The organism is Gracilibacillus caseinilyticus, from assembly GCF_022919115.1.
In the GTDB taxonomy this organism is placed as follows: Bacteria; Bacillota; Bacilli; order Bacillales; family Amphibacillaceae; genus Gracilibacillus; species Gracilibacillus caseinilyticus.
The window spans coordinates 1,076,072-1,095,026 of record NZ_CP095072.1 but is presented as its reverse complement, the minus strand read 5'-3'; the positions used below and the strand labels follow the sequence as shown (position 1 = coordinate 1,095,026).

Here is an 18,955-nt window from a genome sequence, read left to right as displayed (position 1 = left end):
AATGTAACATGTATTCATTTATTTGTGCGGTAATAGCAGGCTTTTTGGACAACTCAATTTTGCGCTGTTTGGCAATTATCCTAAGTGCATATATTAGTTTTAAGATTATTAGGGGGAACATTATGTATGAACTAAAGCAATATCTTCAAAACCGCGATGATTTCTATTCGATTATTGATGGGATTAACTCCGGTTTAAAAGAACAACTTGTATCAGGTTTATCGGGTTCCGCAAAAAGCATGTTTGCTGGGTTAATCCAGGAATCAACGAAAAAGAAGTCTATAATCATTACGCATCAATTATCACAGGCTCAGCAATTATATGAGGACTTGCAGGAATTCTCGGCTGATCAGCACATTTATTTATATCCTGTTAACGAATTGTTGGCCTCTGAATTAGCGGTGGCAAGTCCAGAATTATTAAGTCAGCGAATCGTGGCTTTAAATAATTGGTTGAATCAGGATAATGGCATATTGATTGCACCGGTAGCTGCTTTGAAGCGGATGTTGCCACCGATGACATACTGGCAGGAATACCAGCTGGATGTTGCCCTTGATCAAGTGATTGATATCGATCAGACGCTTACAAAGTTAATCGAAATGGGTTATGTAAGACAGGATATGACAGCAAGCCCTGGAGAATTCAGTTTACGTGGAGGTATTTTAGATATCTATCCCATTACGGAAGATCAGCCAATTCGTATTGAATTATTTGATGATGAAATTGACTCTATTCGTTATTATGATGCGGAATCGCAACGATCATTAGAGAAGCAAGACAAGATTAAGATCTATCCAACAACGGAATTGTTACTGAAGGAGCATGATCTTGTTGCAGCAGCACAGAAGCTGGAAGCATCGCTTCATGACACAATGAAAAAAATCAAAAACAAATCAGATCAGCAAATATTGACGGAGTCGATAACGGCTGACATAGAACGACTAAATCATTGTGAACGTTTTCAAGATATGAGAAAGTACGTCGCCTTTTTCTATGAAGAGAACTATAGTTTACTAGACTATTTACCAGAAGACGGGTTTGTTATTTTGGATGAAATGAGCAGAATCCAGGAAACAGCCTTACATTTAGATAATGAAGAACAAGAATGGCTGAAGGATAATCTCCAAAGAGGGAAAGCTGTACGAGACTTACAATTGTCGTTTGACTGGCATGATGCATGGCAACGTATGAAACAACAACGTTTGTATCTCTCGGTATTCTTGCGTCATATACCGAACACGAACCCAGCAAATATTGTGAACTTATCTTGCCGTGCTATGCAACAATTTCATGGGCAAATGAATTTATTGCAAAATGAAATGGAGCGTTGGCGCAAGGCGGATTACTCCGTTATTATTTTGGCACCAAATCACAGCAGAATGGAAAAAATTCAGTCAGTACTGGAAGATTACCAAATGAATGCCGTGATCAGTGAGGAATTACCATCCTTACCTGTTTCGCAGCCTGTGATTACGATTGGCAATGTTAGTGGTGGGTTTGAGTTACCAATGCATAAATTGGCGGTCATTACCGAGAATGAATTATTTAAGCAAAAAACTCCACGAAAAAAACGCAAACAAAAAATATCGAACGCAGAACGGATTAAAAGCTATCAGGAGCTGCAAGTTGGCGATTATGTCGTGCATACCAACCATGGTATTGGACGGTATATTGGTATTGAAACATTAGCAGTGAACGGATTGCATAAAGATTTTATGTTGCTCAAATATTCCGGTGACGATAAACTGTTTGTACCAATCGACCAAATTGACCTCGTTCAGAAATATGTAGGCTCTGAAGGTAAAGAGCCGAAGTTATACCGTCTGGGTGGAAACGACTGGAATAAAGTAAAACGAAAAGTTCAATCCAAAGTAGAAGACATTGCAGATGATCTGATGAAGTTATACGCAGAAAGAGAAGCTGCCAAAGGCTATGCTTTTTCTCCAGATACGGAAATGCAACGTGATTTTGAGGCATCATTCCCATACCAGGAAACAGAGGACCAATTACGTTGTATTGAAGAAATTAAACAGGATATGGAGAAAGAACGTCCAATGGATCGCCTGCTTTGTGGCGATGTTGGCTATGGCAAAACCGAAGTAGCTATCCGTGCTGCATTTAAGGCGATATCAGATGGGAAACAAGTGGCGATACTCGTTCCGACGACCATTCTGGCACAGCAGCACTATGAAACAGTATTGGAGCGTTTTCAAGATTATCCAATAAATATTGGTTTACTCAGCCGCTTCCGAACACGTAAGCAACAAACGGAAACGTTAAAAGGATTAAAAAATGGTACCGTCGATATTGTGATCGGTACGCACCGGTTGTTGTCTAAAGATGTGGTATATAAAGAATTAGGATTACTGATTGTTGACGAAGAGCAACGATTTGGTGTGAAGCATAAGGAAAAAATCAAACAGCTAAAATCAAATGTCGATGTCCTTACACTAACAGCGACACCTATTCCGCGAACATTACACATGTCGATGCTAGGGGTGCGTGATCTATCTGTAATTGAAACACCACCAGAAAATCGTTTCCCAATTCAGACCTATGTCATGGAATACAATGCACCTTTAGTAAGAGAAGCGATCGAAAGGGAGTTGTCCCGTGGCGGTCAAATATTCTTTTTATACAATCGTGTCGAATCGATTGATAAGGTCGCACAAGACATCCAAATGCTTGTAGAAGATGCACGTGTGACAGTTGCTCACGGACAGATGAATGAATCTGAATTGGAAAATGTTATGTTTTCTTTCTTAGAAGGAGAGGCAGATGTATTAGTGAGTACCACGATTATTGAAACTGGTGTGGATATCCCGAACGTGAATACGTTAATTGTCAATGATGCGGACAAAATGGGACTTAGTCAGCTCTATCAATTGCGCGGACGAGTAGGTCGTTCCAATCGTGTTGCTTATGCGTATTTCACCTATCAGCAGGATAAAATTCTAACGGAAGTGTCCGAGAAGAGATTGCAGGCTATCAAGGAATTTACCGAGTTAGGATCAGGCTTTAAAATTGCGATGCGTGATTTATCGATTCGAGGTGCTGGTAATATATTAGGGGCGCAACAGCATGGATTTATCGATTCAGTAGGTTTCGATATGTATTCTCAAATGCTGAATGAAGCGGTAGAAGCGAAAAGACAAGGCAAAGCAGTGGAAGATGTGCAGCCATTTGAAGTTGATTTAGACTTGAAAGTGGATGCTTATATTCCAGATCAATATATTCCGGATGAGAAACAAAAGATTGATATGTATAAACGATTCCAAGCTATTTACTCGCAAGAGGATGTCCATGACCTTCGTGATGAATTAATTGATCGTTTTGGTGATTATCCAGAAGAGGTGGCAAACCTATTCCATGTGTCGACGTTAAAAATGATGTCCAAACGGGAAAGAATCGAATCCATTACGGAACGAAAACAAAAAATTGAAGTATTGGTTGACGGCGACAGAAGTCAGGAAATTGACGGAGCTAAATTATTTGAGTTTGCCAATCAATATGGGCGTCAAATTCAACTTGGGACCGAAGACCGCAAATTAAAAGTAACATTCAGGTTTGATCAATCCCAGTATAACAATCGTTATGAGCTGTTAGAAGAATTTATTCAGACTCTAACTGAGATGAAACAAACGCCGGTTGCATAAAGGATAAATAAATTACCGAAAAAAAGGTATAGTTTCCATTTTAAATAATCATACTAACTCTACAACATAATTATTTCTAATACGAAATAATGGTTTGTCATGTTTTAATCTAGAAAGAGAGGTAATATGATTATGAAGGCAACAGGTATTGTACGTCGTATTGATGATTTAGGAAGGGTAGTAATTCCAAAAGAAATTCGCCGGACGCTCCGGATTCGGGAAGGTGATCCGCTAGAGATCTTTGTTGATCGTGATGGTGAAGTTATTTTGAAAAAATATTCACCAATCAGTGAACTAGGGGATTTTGCAACGGAGTATGCGGAGGCATTATTCGATTCATTAGATTTATCGGTTCTCATCAGTGATCGTGATGAAATAATTGCTGTAGCAGGTGAGTCCAAGAAGGATTATTTAAGTAAGCATATATCGAAAAAGATCGATCAAATGATGGATAATAGAGAATCGTTCATGGAAACAAGCAAGAGCAGTCTAGAAATAATTGAAAATAAAGAAGAAGACTTGGAAGCTTATCTTATTCATCCGATTGTAGCTGGCGGTGACCCAATCGGATGTATGGTGATCTTTACAAAAGAAGCGAAAGAGTTCGGAGATGCAGAAAAGAAGGCAGCCCAAACAGCCGCAACTTTTCTTGCCAAGCAAATGGAATAGTAGAGAGAAGGATAGTATAGAGGTGGCGAAACGTGCTTCTATACTATTTTTTTGTTTCTAAACAAAGAAATTATGGGTTCTTATAATTTGGATTATGTAAAGTGGAACTGTCTTACCATTTATTAAGTGCTTAGCACTGCTCCAGAAATATGCTCCGTGTCTTGTGGGATCGGGTTCAGCTTCCTTGGAAAGAAAACCTCTTTCCTGCGGGATCTTCACACACGGACCTGACCCACGGGAATCTCCGCATATTTCCTACGCTTAAGGTAAGTTCTACAGCGTTTGTAACAGTAAGTAGCAGTTGTGCTAAGAATTATATAGGATTAAAATCTAGTATGGACACTGATGGAGACCGCTCAAAATACTACCTCTTACATCGGTTGTAGAGCCTAAAACAACAGCCGTGCCTCGCAGGACGCGAGAAGTGGTTGGCCGGAGCGGTATCATACCAATAACAACATTTCAAAATAACCTCTACGCTAATTGACATAATCCAAATTATAGTGTTTTAGTAATTATCTACATTTTTATGATCTGTAATAAGTCTTTTGTCACAAAAACGCCACCTCATTCCATATTATCCCAAAATAAAATATAGCATATGAGATGATAATTCTATTTGTTTTTAGTACAATAGGAAATTGTAATCAAAACGAGAAAGTGAGGTGGAGAGAGATGGATGAACAAGTGACGGTATTGAAAGCGTTAAATAATAATGTTATCATTGCGAAACACCCTTTCTATAAAGAGGTTATTATTATTGGAAAAGGCATAGGGTTCGGCAAACAAAAAGGCGATGTTGTTTCACAAGAACAAGCTGAGAAAACTTTTTTATTAAAAGATGAACAGGAACAAGCCCAATACAAACAATTAGTTTCCTATATTGATCCAGCTATTCTGGAAATATTGAATGAAGTGATGCTTTTGATTGAAGAGCGAATGGGTGAATCCCTTCATGAGCATATCCATGTTGCTTTAACGGATCACTTATCATTTGCGATTAACCGAGCTAATCAAAATGTGAACTTTTCCAACCCATTCTTGTTTGAGATTGAATCCTTATATACAAAAGAGTTCCAAGCAGCGCAAGAGGTTGTCTCTATTATAAGTGATCGGACTGGTGTGCAATTGCCGGAAGCGGAAGTAGGTTTCATTGCGTTGCATATTCATAGTGCTGTAACTAATAAGACAATACATGATATGAACCGTCACCATACATTAATTACTGAACTAGTTGCGATCATCGAAGAAAATTTACACATTCAATTAACGAAAAATGATATTAATTATAACCGTTTAATACAGCATCTCCACCGAGCAATCGAAAGGGTCAACCAAGGTGAGCAATTAGCGGAACAAACAAATTTAGCAAAAGTATTGAAAGCGACTTATCCTTTGTGCTATAATCTAGCTTGGAAATTAGTTAAAGTGATGCAACAACAATTACATATACCGGTAGATGAATCAGAGGTATTGTATTTAACGATTCATCTGCAACGATTAACGCAATCATAAAACGTGTTACTGATTCGATCAGGCATGAGTAATAAGGTTGTTTATTGGGAAGTGTATAGGAGAAGTATATTCTCTTATTTCGTTTCTCAAAAAACGTATAACCTTTTGCTCATGCCTTTTTTGCTGTTTAAAAATGGATATGTAAGCTGTTGCACGACATAAATTTTTTTTAGAGGAGGAAATACAATGTCCAATTTATTTGGAACTCTACAAAAAGTAGGGAAAGCATTAATGTTACCAGTAGCACTCTTACCAGCAGCTGGTATTTTAATGGCATTTGGTACAAGTTTTGCCCAAGACCAGTGGGTAGAGAAGTTCCCGTGGTTTGGAAATGCCACTGTTCAAAAAGTTCTAGAGGTCATGTCTGAAGCAGGTGGTATCGTCTTTGATAACTTGCCGTTACTATTTGCAGTCGGTGTAGCTATCGGTTTAGCAAAAGGTGACGGTGTAGCCGGCCTTGCAGCAATTATCGGTTACTTAATTATGAACGTAACAATGGGAGTATTCGGAGATATAACAACGGAAATGACTTCCGAACCTGCCTATGCGAGTGTACTAGGTATTCCTACACTTCAAACCGGTGTGTTCGGCGGTATTATCGTTGGTATACTGGCCGCCTATATGTATAACAGGTACTTTGATATAGAAATGCCTCAATTCTTAGGTTTCTTTGCAGGTAAACGTTTCGTTCCAATTATTACTGCATTCTCTGCATTAATTTTAGGTATTGTGATGTACCTTGTTTGGCCATTTGCGCAAAGTGGTTTAAATGCGGTTTCTCATTTTATGCTTGAAACAAACAGAACACTTTCAACTTTCGTGTTTGGTGTAATCGAGCGTTCGTTAATTCCATTTGGTTTACACCACATTTTCTATTCTCCATTCTGGTTTGAATTTGGTTCTTATACAAACGCAGCAGGAGAAGTTATTCGTGGGGATCAAACGATCTTCTTCGAACAATTAAAAGACGGTGTTGATTTTACAGCAGGTAACTTTATGACTGGTAAGTTCCCGTTCATGATGTTCGGTTTACCAGCGGCAGCATTAGCTATATATCATACGGCAAAACCTGAGCGCAAGAAAGTCGTTGGAGGTATCATGTTCTCTGCAGCATTAACTTCTTTCTTAACAGGTATTACAGAGCCGTTAGAATTCTCATTCTTATTCGTAGCACCAGTATTATTTGGTATTCACGCGGTTTTTGCCGGTCTATCATTTATGACAATGTATTTATTAGATGTTAAGATTGGGATGACATTCTCTGGTGGTCTGATTGACTTTATCCTGTTTGGTGTTATGCCTAACCGTACCGACTGGTGGTGGGTCATCATCGTAGGTTTAGTGTTCGCAGTGATTTACTATTTCGGTTTCCGTTTTGCTATTCAGAAATTCAACTTGGCTACACCAGGTCGTGAAGACGAAGAAGCAGATGCGGAAGAAGATGGTGAAGTAGATGACCGTCCTTATGAAATTCTAGAAGCAATGGGTGGAAAAGACAACATTACCAACCTTGATGCTTGTATCACTCGTTTACGTGTAAGTGTAGGCGATAAAGGTAAAGTGAACAAAAATCGATTAAAACAATTGGGTGCGTCAGGAGTTATGGAAGTTGGTAACAACATCCAAGCGATTTATGGTCCTTCTTCTGATACGATCAGAGGCCAAATGCAAGATATTATGGATGGAAAAACGCCAGTAAAAGCTGACGCTAAAGAAGAAAATAATGGCGTTGCTTCTGATGTAACTGCTAGTGATCTTGATTTCGTCAGTCCGATGGAAGGGGAAGTAATGCCTTTATCTGAAGTACCGGATCAAGTATTTTCACAAAAAATGATGGGTGACGGTTTTGCTATTAAGCCGTCTAATGGTGAGATTGTTTCGCCGGTAAACGGTAAAATCATCAACATCTTCCCGACGAAACATGCGATTGGTATTGAGGCGGATAATGGTACAGAAATTCTTATTCATATCGGTATCGATACAGTCAATCTGAAAGGTGAAGGCTTTACAGCGAAAGCAGAAGAAGGGCAAGAGATCAAACAAGGTCAAGTATTGATGGAAGTTGATTTAGACTACATCAGCAACAATGCACCTTCTACCGTAACACCTGTTATCTTCACTAACTTCGCTGAAGGTCAGTCTATTCAGCTAAACGCGTCAGGAAACATTAAAAAAGAAGATACAAACATCTTTCAAATTAATCAATAAAAACCAAAACCTCCAGGGATAATCGCATCTCTGGAGGTTTTTGCTTTATAAGACTAGAAAAGTGTATAATCATTTTCACTAACGAGCTAAGATTTAAAAATAAAAAAAGGATTCTTATAATATGGATCCCAGCACATTAAATATCTCAATATGGATGCTCGGCTAGCAATGGTTAGTTGACATAATCCATATTATAGGAAGTTGTTTATTAATGAAGTCAACTAGGACCGGGTGGGTTATGTCCGGTTTTTCTTAGTGAGTCAAGAAAGTATAAATTTTGGGCTATATGATGTTCGCTGACAGAAACGGCCACGTCCGGCTCCAGCGCCCAGAGACTAGGCGACTTCGCGAAATCGCCCTACGATAAGTCATCATCGATTCGCAAGCTCACCGTGATTCCTTTATCTCAGTTGATTCGCTCCACTCGCTACGTCTCTAAACGGGCGCTTGCGCCTTTGTTCTACTACACCTTTATAATATAGATTCTATTATGTGGCTATGATCAATTTTCTGCTGATATTATTCTGCAATATATCATAAGTACCAGCACTACTTAATCTGCGTCACCTGATTATACAGTCATTTCCTTTTGGCTGTGTTATAATGACAGGGAATTAAGTGACTGAAGGAAGTAAATAATGAAGAATGAAAATCGTTCAAATAAACAGCTTTATAAAGGAGCTTTTGCTTTAGTAACAGCTGGGTTGGTTAGTAAGGTGATCAGTGCCTTTTACCGGGTACCGTTGCAAAATTTAACCGGAGATATCGGCTTCTATATTTATCAGCAAATCTATCCTATTTTAGGGATTGCTTTTATGCTGGCGCTATATGGCTTTCCGTCTGCGATTTCAGGATATTTGGCAGAGCGTGGTCGATACAAGGATAAGCATGTATATCCCGCCTTTTTTTCGGCTATGTTTCTATTTTCGGTGTTGCTGTTCCTGCTATTGTATCTGTTTAGTCCGTTGCTGGCGGAATGGATGGGGGATAAGGAGTTAGCAGCATCCATTCGCCATACGGCTTGGGTTTTTTTGTTTGTCCCTTTTGTTGCATTATGGAGAGGAATTGCACAGTCTGAACAAATGATGGAGTCCATTGCTTATTCACAAATGATTGAACAGCTAATACGAGCGTTCGTTATTATTTGTACAGCCATTCTAATCTATAACCGCAGTATGGATGTCTACGATATATCATTTGGCGCAATGATTGCCAGCGTGCTCGCACTAAGTGCATCCAGTCTCTTCATGTATGCATATAGGAAACAAAAAAAGAAAAAAATCAAAAGCAATATTTCCTTCGTTCCGGATGTGTCCCTGATAACATTGATGGGAAAAATAATTGGGGCGGGAATTGTCATCAGCCTTAACCATATGCTCTTATTACTATTACAGCTTGCGGATGCCTTCACGATCGTACAAGGCTTGATGGATTACGGGCAAACATTGACAGCATCTACTGCTACGAAAGGAATTTTTGATAGAGGTCAGCCTTTATTGCAATTGGTGACTGTGGTAGGGTCTTCTTTTGCAATGGCACTTGTGCCGCAAGTTTCAAGGACGAGCTGGCAGCTCCATAAAGATGAAACGATTGATAAGGTGCGAATGACATTAAAATACTGTGTCTTGTTATCTGTAGGGGCAACAATAGGATTGATTGTTCTATTTCCTGAAATCAATCAATTATTATTTCAAAATCAAGCAGGGACAGCTAGTCTCAGGCTGCTGTCTTTATCCTTGTTATTTACTTGTCTGATCATTACTGTTGCTTCCACCTTGCAAAGTTTTGGTTATATGAAATGGACAGCGATTATCTTGTTTGTCGGCTTATGGATCAAAGTGTTGCTTAATCATCTTTTTATACCACAAATGGGTATAACAGGAGGGGCTGTAGCAACGGTAGTTACGGTTTTTCTTATTTTTATTTGCAATTTCTCCTTTTTGAAATACTTGTTAAAGGGAGAACGACTACTGGTGCTGCCATGGCTAAAACTGATTGCTGCAGGCGGTCTGATGGCCATTATCATACTGGCGGTCAAACAGTTAATCACACTTTTTACAACACTTGAAGGAAGATTCTCATTACTTTGTTTTGTTTTATTTAGTGTTATAGCGGGTTTGTTCGTGTATCTTTTCCTTATTGTAAAATGGAAAGTTATCACGAATCAGGAATTAGCAGTATTACCAATTCCAGAGAGATGGAAGAAAGGAATGGAGCGTAAACAATGAAACCATTGATTGAAGTTATTGGCCTTGGTGCTGGCGATATTAACCAGTTGCCGTTAGGTATTTATCGAAAACTGACAAATAGTGAAATAAACTGTTATGTAAGAACCATAGACCATCCTGTCATTGACTCATTACGGGAAGAAGCGGTCTCATTTCAATCATTCGATACGGTTTATGAAAAATATGATCAATTTGAGGCGGTCTACAAGGAAATAGCTAGTACTTTAAAAGAAAAGGCAACAGCAGACGGAAACGTACTTTATGCTGTGCCTGGGCACCCAATGTTGGCCGAACAGACCGTACAGCTCCTATTAAATGATACAGATATTGAGGTGAGGATCGTTGGTGGTCAGAGCTTCCTGGATGACTTGTTTTCTGCATTAAAGATCGATCCGATAGAAGGCTTTCAATTTCTGGATGCCACCTCCTTTGAACGTCGTCAATTACAGCTAAGTCAGCATATCGTATTTTGTCAGGTGTATGATGCATTCAATGCATCGGAAGTAAAATTAACATTGCTGGAAGATTTACCGCCGGAATATCCGATATATATTGCAGAAGCAGTGGGAAGTGAGCAGGAATCAGTAATCCAAATTCCACTTGTCGAATTAGATCAGCAAATGAAACTTAGTAATTTAACGAGTGTCTATCTGCCACCTGTCGACAAGACATTACTGCATCATCAGTTCTATCAATTGAAAGATATAATTGCCACGTTGCGAAGTCCCGAAGGCTGTCCGTGGGACCGAAAACAGACGCATCAAACATTAAAAAAATATTTAGTGGAAGAGACATATGAAGTACTTGAAGCAATTGATAGAGAAGATGATGAAGCAGTAGCTGAAGAACTAGGTGATGTGCTGTTACAAATTATGTTACATAGTGAAATTGGAGAAGAGGCAGGATTTTTTACCATCGATGACGTAATATATAGTATTACGGAAAAAATGATTCGCAGGCATCCACATGTATTTGGTGATGTCGTAGTCCGTGATGAAGACGATGTTATGGATAATTGGCAGTCTATTAAAAAGCAGGAAAAAGGGGAAGAAACCATACTGCAGCAGTTGGATAAAGGTATGCCTGCCAATCTTTTGGCGGAAGAAATCCAGAAGCAGGCTGCTAAAGTAGGCTTTGACTGGAAAGAGGTAGAACCTATCTGGGAGAAGGTTTACGAGGAGTTGGAAGAGTTTAAAGCAACAGAGAGATTATCATCTCATGTTGAGCGGGAAAAAGAATTTGGAGATATACTATTTGCAATGATTAACTTAGGAAGATATTATAAGATTAATCCAGAAATTGCTTTAATGCGGACTAATCAAAAATTTATTAATCGTTTCCAATTCGTAGAGTCAAAAGTTAACGAAAGTGAAAAAGATTGGGATTCCTATACGTTAGCGGAATTGGACGAGTTTTGGGAAGAGGCAAAGCAATTTGATAATTAATGAAAGTAGAGGAAGGGAATTAATCTATGCGATTGGATAAGTTCTTAAAAGTTTCTCGATTAATAAAGAGACGCACATTAGCGAAAGAAATAGCAGATCAAGGCAGAATTATTGTCAATGGCAACAAGGCAAAAGCGGCGACTAATATCGCAGTTGGCGATGAACTGAAGATACAATTTGGTCAGAAACTATTAACAATCGAGATAGACGCTTTAAAAGAAACTGTAAAAAAAGACGAAGCTAGTGAGTTATATACCATTAAGCAAGAAGAATATATTAAGGCAGAATAGTTAACTGGCATAGTTCTAAACTTGTCCCTTTATTCATATATTAGTGATGGATAAAGGGAGGGAATATTAGATGAATTACTATGACAAAAAATCAATGCCAGCACCTCAAATGGAGCATAATGTCAAAATGATCAATCGACGTCTATTAGAAATAGACGGTGTAAAAGAAGTAGACAGCTTCGACAGTGAAGAATTTCTTTTGCAAACGGTAATGGGATATTTGGTGATTCGCGGCGATAACCTGCAGATGAAAAATCTCGACGTAGAATCTGGTCATGTTTCGATCAAAGGGAAGATTTATGAGCTTTCTTATTTGGACGAGCAACATGGGGAGAAAGCTAAAGGATTGTTTAGCAAGCTATTCAAATGACATTAAGCACACAATTTTTGACCATGATAGCAATGGTGTTATCCGGCGTGTATTTAGGGGCAAGCTACTATACCTTCAAGCGAACGGCACAATTGTGGCGTTCGAGCATAATATGGAAGTATGTCCTTGAACTGTTATTTTGGCTGATTCAGGCAGTGGTCATCTATTTTGTCTTGTTTTGGGTTAATGAAGGCATACTGCGGTTCTATATATTCTTGGCAGTGCTTTGTGGTTATGCCATGTTTAAAAGCTTGTTTGAGGGGCTATTCAGTCGCATTCTCGACGTTATCATCGGAGCAATTAAGCGAATTTATCATTTTATATATCGCACCATAGAAATTTTATTGGTGAAACCTCTCGTTTTTATTGTATCTGTCGTGATCGTTTGTGTGACCAAGCTCTATCAAGCAATAGTATTTATGTTAGCAGGAATATTTAGCATACTGGCATGGCCGTTCCGGATGGTTTTTTCTCTTATTGAGAAACTTCTTCCGAAAAATGCGAAAAAATATCTACATCCTTTTTATAAAATATATAGTAAAATAAAAAACAAAGACTAATTCTTGCTAAAGGAGGCAGAATAGTATGGCCAAACGCAATAATGTATCCCGTATTAACGAAGCATATATTGAACAATATGATGCGCAAAAGAAGCGGCAAATTCGAAGAAAAAAGAAATTATATCGCAGGTTGATGTTATTTGGAGCAGTAATGGCCATTACTATGATTTTCTTAACAACCTATCATATTAACCAGCGTACAACGTACCATGATATGAAGCAGGAATATACGGATCTTTCAGACGAATTAACAACAATGCAAACAAAAGAAAAGAAACTGCAAGAAGAGATCGAATTATTAAATGATGAAGAATATTTATTACAAATAGCCAAAACGAATTATTTCTTTACAGAAGAAGGTGAGATTGTCTTTAAATTGCCTGAAGAAGATCCATCTTATTGACACCGTTTTACGTGCATGGCTATAATATAAGTGTAGGATATTTTTTTTAAATTTTAAGGAGGAGCAATTTTTTTATGTCAATCGAAGTAGGCAGCAAGTTGCAGGGAAAGGTAACTGGTATCACTAATTTTGGAGCATTCATTGAATTACCAGGAGGTAAGACTGGTTTGGTTCACATTAGTGAAGTTGCCGATAATTATGTAAAAGACATTAATGAGCATTTATCTGTTGGCGATGAAGTCACAGTTAAAGTTCTTAATGTAGAAGATGATGGAAAGATTGGTTTGTCAATTAAAAAGGCGAAGGATAATCCAGCCCCATCCAATCGTCGTAAACACCAAGGCAATCCAAAAAATAACCGCGATAGAGGCGAATCATTCGAACAAAAAATGAATCGTTTCTTAAAAGATTCTGAGGATCGCTTAGCTACGCTTAAAAAGCATACAGAATCAAAACGTGGAGGACGAGGGGCGAGAAAAGGGTAAATACTTGCTGTCTATGAATAAGTAGAGAAGACGGATGTGCCTCGTAACTATATATTTTCTAAAAAACTACCGATGTTCCGTCGGTAGTTTTTTCATATGCCACGAAAGCAATTCCTTTCAGTAGATCAAGGTGAAAATGAATGGTTTAGTTCCGATAATATGGATTATGTAAACTAACCGCTTTATGTTTAGTGGTGATTTTGAAAGGATTCATGTGCTAGGATACCGCTCCAGCCAACCACTTCGTCCTGCGGGGCACGGCTGAAGCTAACTGTAGAGGCCACTGAAAAACTCTGGCTTTTTTAACACCACATAAATAAAAAGACAACAATAGAACGAATAAAAGGTTTTTTCATCCAAATGGATGGAAATCCCCTCCTTCGATTAACATGCATCGGGTTCACCATGACAAAGCGAATATCATGCTCTGTGAGAAAAGCAGCCAAGTTCATCCAATAGTGTCCGGTTGGCTCAAATCCGATAAGAATGTCTTGTTTCTGATGATGTACTAGTAACTTATATAGTTAATCTTGAAACGTTAGAAATCCCTCTTGAGACTGTTTTATAGGGAAAGACTTACGCAACTCTCTTCCGCGATCATCAACAGCACAGGCATAGTGGTAGATTCTTGAACTTGATTTAATTTATGATTCCTATTACTATTCATGATAAGGTCCTCCTTATGATTGTTTTGTTTGGTTGCAATTGAATCATATCGGAGGATCTTTTTTATGCAAGTAGTTAAAAACTTATCTGACAGGATTGCTCCCGTGGAATCAGCGCGAGCTGAAGATCCACTTGGTAAAGAATAGAATTTTCTTTACCAAGTTAGCTGAAGCCGTGCCCCATAGCCGTCAAGCTAAGCATTATGGTTTTCGAAAAACGAAAAATGCTGTACTCTAACGGACGGAATATACTAGATGGAGGGATCTTTCTATGTCATTTACGGAAGTTATACAGCCATTTGTTGAAGCAATACATAAAGTGTTATCTGTATCAAAAATTCGGGAGTTAGCGCGAAAAACGGGTTTCATTGAACGACAAGGTAAATTAAAAGCGGAAGAATTTTTAATTATCAGTGCGTTTTTGAATCAAACAGTTGGTGGGAGTAGTTTGCGTGACTTATGTTCAGCCATGTCGCGATTATCATCAGGCACACAATTGTCGAAACAAGCATTAGACCAACGTTTTACCAAGGAAAGTGTTGTCTTTTTAAGAGAAATGTTTTTTCAATTAGCTGCCCAACAAAATCTGGTGAGCATTCCATTCGATTTGGATCGTTTATTTTCCCGCATACGTATATTGGATGCTACCTCTATTAGCACGCCTAAGCATGATTCTTCTTATCCAGATGGCACCAAAATACAATTGGAATATGAACTGTATCAAGGGAGATTTATGCATGCATTATTATATGATTTAATGGACAGTGATCAAGAAGCAGCACGTGAATTAGAAGAAACCATTGAGAAAGGAGACCTTGTCCTACGAGACTTGGGTTATTTTTCAGGGGAACACCTGAAAAATATAGACAAAAATCAAGGATATTTATTTTCTTGTATTATACGATAAACCGTATTTCGACTAACTTCAACTTCTTGCGCAATATGAGTGATCGGTTTTCCTTCATTCAGCAATTGTATAATTCTGTGATATTTAGCCCTATGATTCGTGTTAGGACTGTCAGGGTGATAAAACTTCTCTGAACTCTTGTATTTCCCTTCTTTTTTAGCAATTTCAATGCCTTGTCTTTGTCTTTCTAAAATGCGCTTTCGATCTTGTTCAGCCATGTAAGATAACAAATCTTTTGCCATATTCATTAATAGCTTTCCTAAATCATCTTGGTACTTAGTTGTATCTAATATCGGCATATCCAGTACAACAATGTCAATCCCACGTTTTATAAATTCATTCCATTCACGATCAATGTCATCTTTATTTCTACCTAATCGATCTAACTCAGCAAAGACAACAATATCCTTTTTACGAATGTACTTAAGAAATTTTTTTGAATTAACACATTTTAAGAGGATTCGATCAGTATGTTAATAATCGAATCCTCTTTTTAAGTTATATCTAGTGACTCTAACAACCTAATTCCAAATTTATTCATCAACAAGCACAACTTCAGAAAAAGCTCTATTTACTAGTCTGAAACTATAAAATCCATCAGGTATACTTATGGGTTTATACTGTTATCATTTGATGATCGAAACGTTTTTTAAATGGGTGAAACAACATACATTGAGGTTCGTGAAGATATGGAGTACAAATCCACAAGGGGACATAAGTGTAAAGACTGTTATTTATTACAAATAAAAGAAATTAATAATTCTTTTATAGTATTATGTCGAACGAAAACAAAAAAAATTGTTAAAAATTGTAGATATTAAGGGATTAATTGTATATAATGTTAGATACATCATATGAAATACATAAAATGCAAAATATGGAGGTGAATACCATGGAAAAAGAGATTGATGTTACTGTGGAAGAAGAAATTGGTACTTTCGCGCATGAAAACAACGGAGGCACAGGTGGTGGCTGTGGAGGAAGCTGTAGTTATGTAGATTGCTCAGACAATAATTAATTTTAATACAGCTCAAAAGTGGACAGTTCAATTCTGTCCACTTTTCCAAATAAGATAGTTTTTAGTGCTTAATTCAAAAGTCTAATCTTTTATGATACTAAAAGTAAAAAATAACCAAAGTAGGAGGGAATATTTTGAAATGTATAAACCTAAATTAAAAGACTTCATATATTATTCTATCAATGGAAAACAATTAGAAATAAAAGCTAAAAACTCATTGAAATTAACTGGAGAATCAATTTATGACATTTATGGTGTATTAGAATTATGTAATGGAAAATTCACAATTATTGATATATCAAAGCAATTAAATCAATCTGAGTATTATATTACTAGGTTAATAAATTTCTTAGAAAAATATGATCTTTTATTTAATAATATAAATCAATATAAAACTCATAATTGTGATCATTTTTTGCCTATATCAAGGTTCTTTGAACAAAAAATGCAATCTGACGATAAAATTATGGATATTTCTACTGGATACTCTTTAAATATACTATTTATGGGACAAGATGATCTTGCAGCAATGTTGTGTAATACGTTGGACTTTTATAATCAGAACATATTGTTTAACGAGAACTTACATAATGATTGTTTAAGTGAAATTGATTTAATAATAGCAATCGATACTTTTGAAAATACTTCACTTTTTTATAAAGCAGAAAAATTATCAGCGGAACTTGATGCACCAATGTTAAGAGTCATTTTAGATGATACTCTAACTAGAATTGGCCCCATATTTATTCATAATGAAACTTGTTGTTATGAATGTCTATTAACTAGAAAATACTCAAACTTAGATTCATTAAATCAGGAGAAATTCACAAAAATGCAAAGGTATGGTGTGAATCAGAACGATAGAAAGAATGAAGTCAAGTATATACCTGGGCTTTTTTATGGGATGTGCGGATTTTTAGAAGACCAAATATTTAAATTTTTCAGTATAAATTACCAATCCAATATAGTAGGGAAAGAGCTTAAGCTTTCAATGATGGATATTTCTACAAAAATTTCTCAGATTCCTATATTGCCTTATTGTAAATGTAATAAAAAAGGAATAACAGAGCAAGAAGGTGTGACTATATGAATTTAAATTTATTAGTCGATGAGGATTATGGAATTATTCAAAAAATTGAAAAGCAACAAAATTTCAAGGGTGAGTTCCCTTTACATATTTATATTGCTTCGAGAAATGATGTTAAGAATATTAAAGGTGAAATGCTTATTCCTATGGTTACCAATGGCTCGGGATTCAGTTTATATTCAAAAGATAAGGCAATTAAGTCAGCGGTAGGAGAAGCAATTGAAAGATATTGTTGTGCAATTACAGAAAATCACAAAATAATATATAAGTCAGATGAGGAACTCAATTCATGTAAATTATTATTAGAAACAATCACTAGATATGAAGACTGGCAATATGATGAACCCTATAATATTTTTGATAATGTTCGTAGTAAAAAGAAACTATATTGGGTAGAGGGATTCGATGTTTTAAAAGAACAAAACTTATGGGTACCTGCCGAGTTAGTATTTATGCCACCAAAGATTTCAAAAGATTCAATGAATATAAGAGAAGCAATTTCTACAGGACTTGCAGCTGGGCCAACAAAAATCGAAGCTTTGTTTTCTGGTATTTTTGAATGCATAGAAAGAGATGCTTCCATAATAATGTGGTTGAAAGAAATATCTTTTCCACGTATTAAAAATGAGAGTATAGAGGAATATGAAATACAGAACACATTAAAAATTTGTTACCAATTAGGATTGAATGTTCAAATTTTTGATGTTACTAATAATATTCCAGTACCTACATATTTAGTATTGATAAAAAATGAGAAACATGTTCCACATATATCTATTGGAACGAACTGTGATACTAATCAGATAAAGGCTCTAAAAGGAGCTATTGAAGAAGCATTAGGTTGCTATCATTTTTACGGTATTAAGTGCTCAGATGGTAAGTTAAGTGCCCCTAACTTTAATGATTTGAGTGAAATTAATTCTATTCAAGATCATCCTATTTATTATGCCTTAGGATATGGAAGTGAGAATTTAGAATTTTTAGAAAATGGAAAAGTGAAAGATTTTAATCCTAATGAGTATGAGGAGTTAAGTAAAGAGGATTTAATATTATATATGAAAAATTTAGGTTTATCTATTTATAGTATAGATTTAACAACAAAGGATGTAAAGAATACAGGAATCCATGTAGTTAAAACTGTTATACCAGAATTAGCTAATCTAGATTGTAAATTTCCATTGTTAAAGTGTGCTAGATTGAATTCGGTACCAGCTTCCATGAATTACTCTTATAACAGTGATAATTTTAATCTATCTCCCCATCCATTTCCTTAGGAGGATTGTTTAGTAAGTAAACATGAGGATTACTGAGAATTATTGATATATGACAACAATTAGTAGAAATTTAAAATTAACAAAGTTATAGCATCTTTTCACATTATAAATCAATATATAATTAAACAATAATCTTTTTAAAATTATCATATTGATTTGGATAGTAAATTTTAAA

At 36.6% G+C, this 18,955-nt stretch carries 16 protein-coding genes and 1 pseudogene; 15 read left to right on the top strand and 2 right to left on the bottom strand.

The features are described 5' to 3' along the window. The first annotated feature begins 122 nt into the window (after positions 1 to 122). The 11 genes from mfd to MUN88_RS05325 all read left to right on the top strand — a co-directional run bounded on the left by mfd (position 123) and on the right by MUN88_RS05325 (position 13,829). The gene (mfd, locus tag MUN88_RS05375; RefSeq protein WP_244721796.1) at positions 123 to 3,656 is read left to right on the top strand and encodes a transcription-repair coupling factor; all 3,534 of its coding nucleotides are present in this window, start codon (positions 123 to 125) and stop codon (positions 3,654 to 3,656) included. 132 nt (positions 3,657 to 3,788) lie between these two features. Further along, on the top strand, positions 3,789 to 4,325 hold the full coding sequence (gene spoVT / locus MUN88_RS05370) for a stage V sporulation protein T (RefSeq protein WP_305852492.1): 537 nt from the start codon (positions 3,789 to 3,791) through the stop codon (positions 4,323 to 4,325). A 675-nt stretch (positions 4,326 to 5,000) separates the two neighbouring features. After that, positions 5,001 to 5,840, top strand: coding sequence for a glucose PTS transporter transcription antiterminator GlcT (glcT, locus tag MUN88_RS05365; protein WP_244721792.1), 840 nt, complete (start codon positions 5,001 to 5,003; stop codon positions 5,838 to 5,840). Positions 5,841 to 6,026: 186 nt separating this feature from the next. Then, complete coding sequence (gene ptsG / locus MUN88_RS05360) at positions 6,027 to 8,048, top strand: glucose-specific PTS transporter subunit IIBC (RefSeq protein ID WP_244721790.1); 2,022 nt, start codon at positions 6,027 to 6,029, stop codon at positions 8,046 to 8,048. A gap of 638 nt (positions 8,049 to 8,686) precedes the next feature. Next, positions 8,687 to 10,276: a putative polysaccharide biosynthesis protein gene (locus MUN88_RS05355; RefSeq protein WP_244721788.1), complete on the top strand. Its 1,590-nt coding sequence runs from the start codon at positions 8,687 to 8,689 to the stop codon at positions 10,274 to 10,276. After that, a complete protein-coding gene (gene yabN, locus MUN88_RS05350; protein WP_244721786.1) occupies positions 10,273 to 11,721 on the top strand; it encodes a bifunctional methyltransferase/pyrophosphohydrolase YabN in 1,449 nt (482 codons plus the stop codon). The genes MUN88_RS05355 and yabN overlap by 4 nt, the downstream gene beginning before the upstream one ends. A 26-nt stretch (positions 11,722 to 11,747) precedes the next feature. Next, a complete protein-coding gene (locus MUN88_RS05345; protein ID WP_244721783.1) occupies positions 11,748 to 12,011 on the top strand; it encodes an RNA-binding S4 domain-containing protein in 264 nt (87 codons plus the stop codon). Between the two features lie 70 nt (positions 12,012 to 12,081). Further along, complete coding sequence (gene yabP, locus MUN88_RS05340) at positions 12,082 to 12,381, top strand: sporulation protein YabP (protein WP_244721780.1); 300 nt, start codon at positions 12,082 to 12,084, stop codon at positions 12,379 to 12,381. Further along, positions 12,378 to 12,941, top strand: coding sequence for a spore cortex biosynthesis protein YabQ (yabQ, locus tag MUN88_RS05335; protein WP_244721778.1), 564 nt, complete (start codon positions 12,378 to 12,380; stop codon positions 12,939 to 12,941). Before yabP ends, yabQ begins: the two co-directional genes overlap by 4 nt. A 25-nt stretch (positions 12,942 to 12,966) precedes the next feature. Beyond that, the gene (locus MUN88_RS05330; protein ID WP_244721774.1) at positions 12,967 to 13,344 is read left to right on the top strand and encodes an FtsB family cell division protein; all 378 of its coding nucleotides are present in this window, start codon (positions 12,967 to 12,969) and stop codon (positions 13,342 to 13,344) included. A gap of 74 nt (positions 13,345 to 13,418) precedes the next feature. Continuing rightward, positions 13,419 to 13,829 carry a S1 domain-containing RNA-binding protein gene (locus tag MUN88_RS05325; protein ID WP_244721763.1) on the top strand — a complete coding sequence of 137 codons (411 nt, stop codon included), beginning with the start codon at positions 13,419 to 13,421 and terminating at the stop codon, positions 13,827 to 13,829. Positions 13,830 to 14,203: 374 nt separating this feature from the next. On the opposite strand, the pseudogene MUN88_RS21945 reads toward MUN88_RS05325, so the two are convergent. Then, positions 14,204 to 14,308: pseudogene (locus tag MUN88_RS21945) on the bottom strand (IS110 family transposase); the annotation flags it as partial. 457 nt (positions 14,309 to 14,765) lie between these two features. Here MUN88_RS21945 and MUN88_RS05315 point away from each other — a divergent pair. After that, entirely contained in the window at positions 14,766 to 15,401 is a 636-nt protein-coding gene (locus MUN88_RS05315; RefSeq protein WP_244721759.1) for an IS4 family transposase, read from the top strand. Here MUN88_RS05315 and MUN88_RS05310 read toward each other — a convergent pair. Continuing rightward, positions 15,368 to 15,805 (bottom strand): recombinase family protein, encoded by a 438-nt coding sequence (locus tag MUN88_RS05310; RefSeq protein WP_244724335.1) that lies wholly within the window; start codon positions 15,803 to 15,805, stop codon positions 15,368 to 15,370. The genes MUN88_RS05315 and MUN88_RS05310 overlap by 34 nt on opposite strands. A gap of 488 nt (positions 15,806 to 16,293) precedes the next feature. Here MUN88_RS05310 and MUN88_RS21635 point away from each other — a divergent pair, with 488 nt between their 5' ends. The 3 genes from MUN88_RS21635 (at position 16,294) to MUN88_RS05300 (ending at position 18,780) form a co-directional block, all read left to right on the top strand. Beyond that, positions 16,294 to 16,419, top strand: coding sequence for a hypothetical protein (locus MUN88_RS21635; RefSeq protein ID WP_256463978.1), 126 nt, complete (start codon positions 16,294 to 16,296; stop codon positions 16,417 to 16,419). Positions 16,420 to 16,558: 139 nt separating this feature from the next. Continuing rightward, positions 16,559 to 17,509 (top strand): hypothetical protein, encoded by a 951-nt coding sequence (locus MUN88_RS05305; RefSeq protein ID WP_244721757.1) that lies wholly within the window; start codon positions 16,559 to 16,561, stop codon positions 17,507 to 17,509. After that, positions 17,506 to 18,780 carry a YcaO-like family protein gene (locus MUN88_RS05300; RefSeq protein WP_244721755.1) on the top strand — a complete coding sequence of 425 codons (1,275 nt, stop codon included), beginning with the start codon at positions 17,506 to 17,508 and terminating at the stop codon, positions 18,778 to 18,780. The genes MUN88_RS05305 and MUN88_RS05300 overlap by 4 nt, the downstream gene beginning before the upstream one ends. The last annotated feature ends 175 nt before the right edge of the window (positions 18,781 to 18,955 follow it).

Bases quoted from the DNA above. Each gene is read 5' to 3' on its own strand.
- mfd (WP_244721796.1), top strand. From the start codon at position 123: ATGTATGAACTAAAGCAATATCTTCAAAACCGCGATGATTTCTATTCG.
- spoVT (WP_305852492.1), top strand. From the start codon at position 3,789: ATGAAGGCAACAGGTATTGTACGTCGTATTGATGATTTAGGAAGGGTA.
- glcT (WP_244721792.1), top strand. From the start codon at position 5,001: ATGGATGAACAAGTGACGGTATTGAAAGCGTTAAATAATAATGTTATC.
- ptsG (WP_244721790.1), top strand. From the start codon at position 6,027: ATGTCCAATTTATTTGGAACTCTACAAAAAGTAGGGAAAGCATTAATG.
- MUN88_RS05355 (WP_244721788.1), top strand. From the start codon at position 8,687: ATGAAGAATGAAAATCGTTCAAATAAACAGCTTTATAAAGGAGCTTTT.
- yabN (WP_244721786.1), top strand. From the start codon at position 10,273: ATGAAACCATTGATTGAAGTTATTGGCCTTGGTGCTGGCGATATTAAC.
- MUN88_RS05345 (WP_244721783.1), top strand. From the start codon at position 11,748: ATGCGATTGGATAAGTTCTTAAAAGTTTCTCGATTAATAAAGAGACGC.
- yabP (WP_244721780.1), top strand. From the start codon at position 12,082: ATGAATTACTATGACAAAAAATCAATGCCAGCACCTCAAATGGAGCAT.
- yabQ (WP_244721778.1), top strand. From the start codon at position 12,378: ATGACATTAAGCACACAATTTTTGACCATGATAGCAATGGTGTTATCC.
- MUN88_RS05330 (WP_244721774.1), top strand. From the start codon at position 12,967: ATGGCCAAACGCAATAATGTATCCCGTATTAACGAAGCATATATTGAA.
- MUN88_RS05325 (WP_244721763.1), top strand. From the start codon at position 13,419: ATGTCAATCGAAGTAGGCAGCAAGTTGCAGGGAAAGGTAACTGGTATC.
- MUN88_RS05315 (WP_244721759.1), top strand. From the start codon at position 14,766: ATGTCATTTACGGAAGTTATACAGCCATTTGTTGAAGCAATACATAAA.
- MUN88_RS21635 (WP_256463978.1), top strand. From the start codon at position 16,294: ATGGAAAAAGAGATTGATGTTACTGTGGAAGAAGAAATTGGTACTTTC.
- MUN88_RS05305 (WP_244721757.1), top strand. From the start codon at position 16,559: ATGTATAAACCTAAATTAAAAGACTTCATATATTATTCTATCAATGGA.
- MUN88_RS05300 (WP_244721755.1), top strand. From the start codon at position 17,506: ATGAATTTAAATTTATTAGTCGATGAGGATTATGGAATTATTCAAAAA.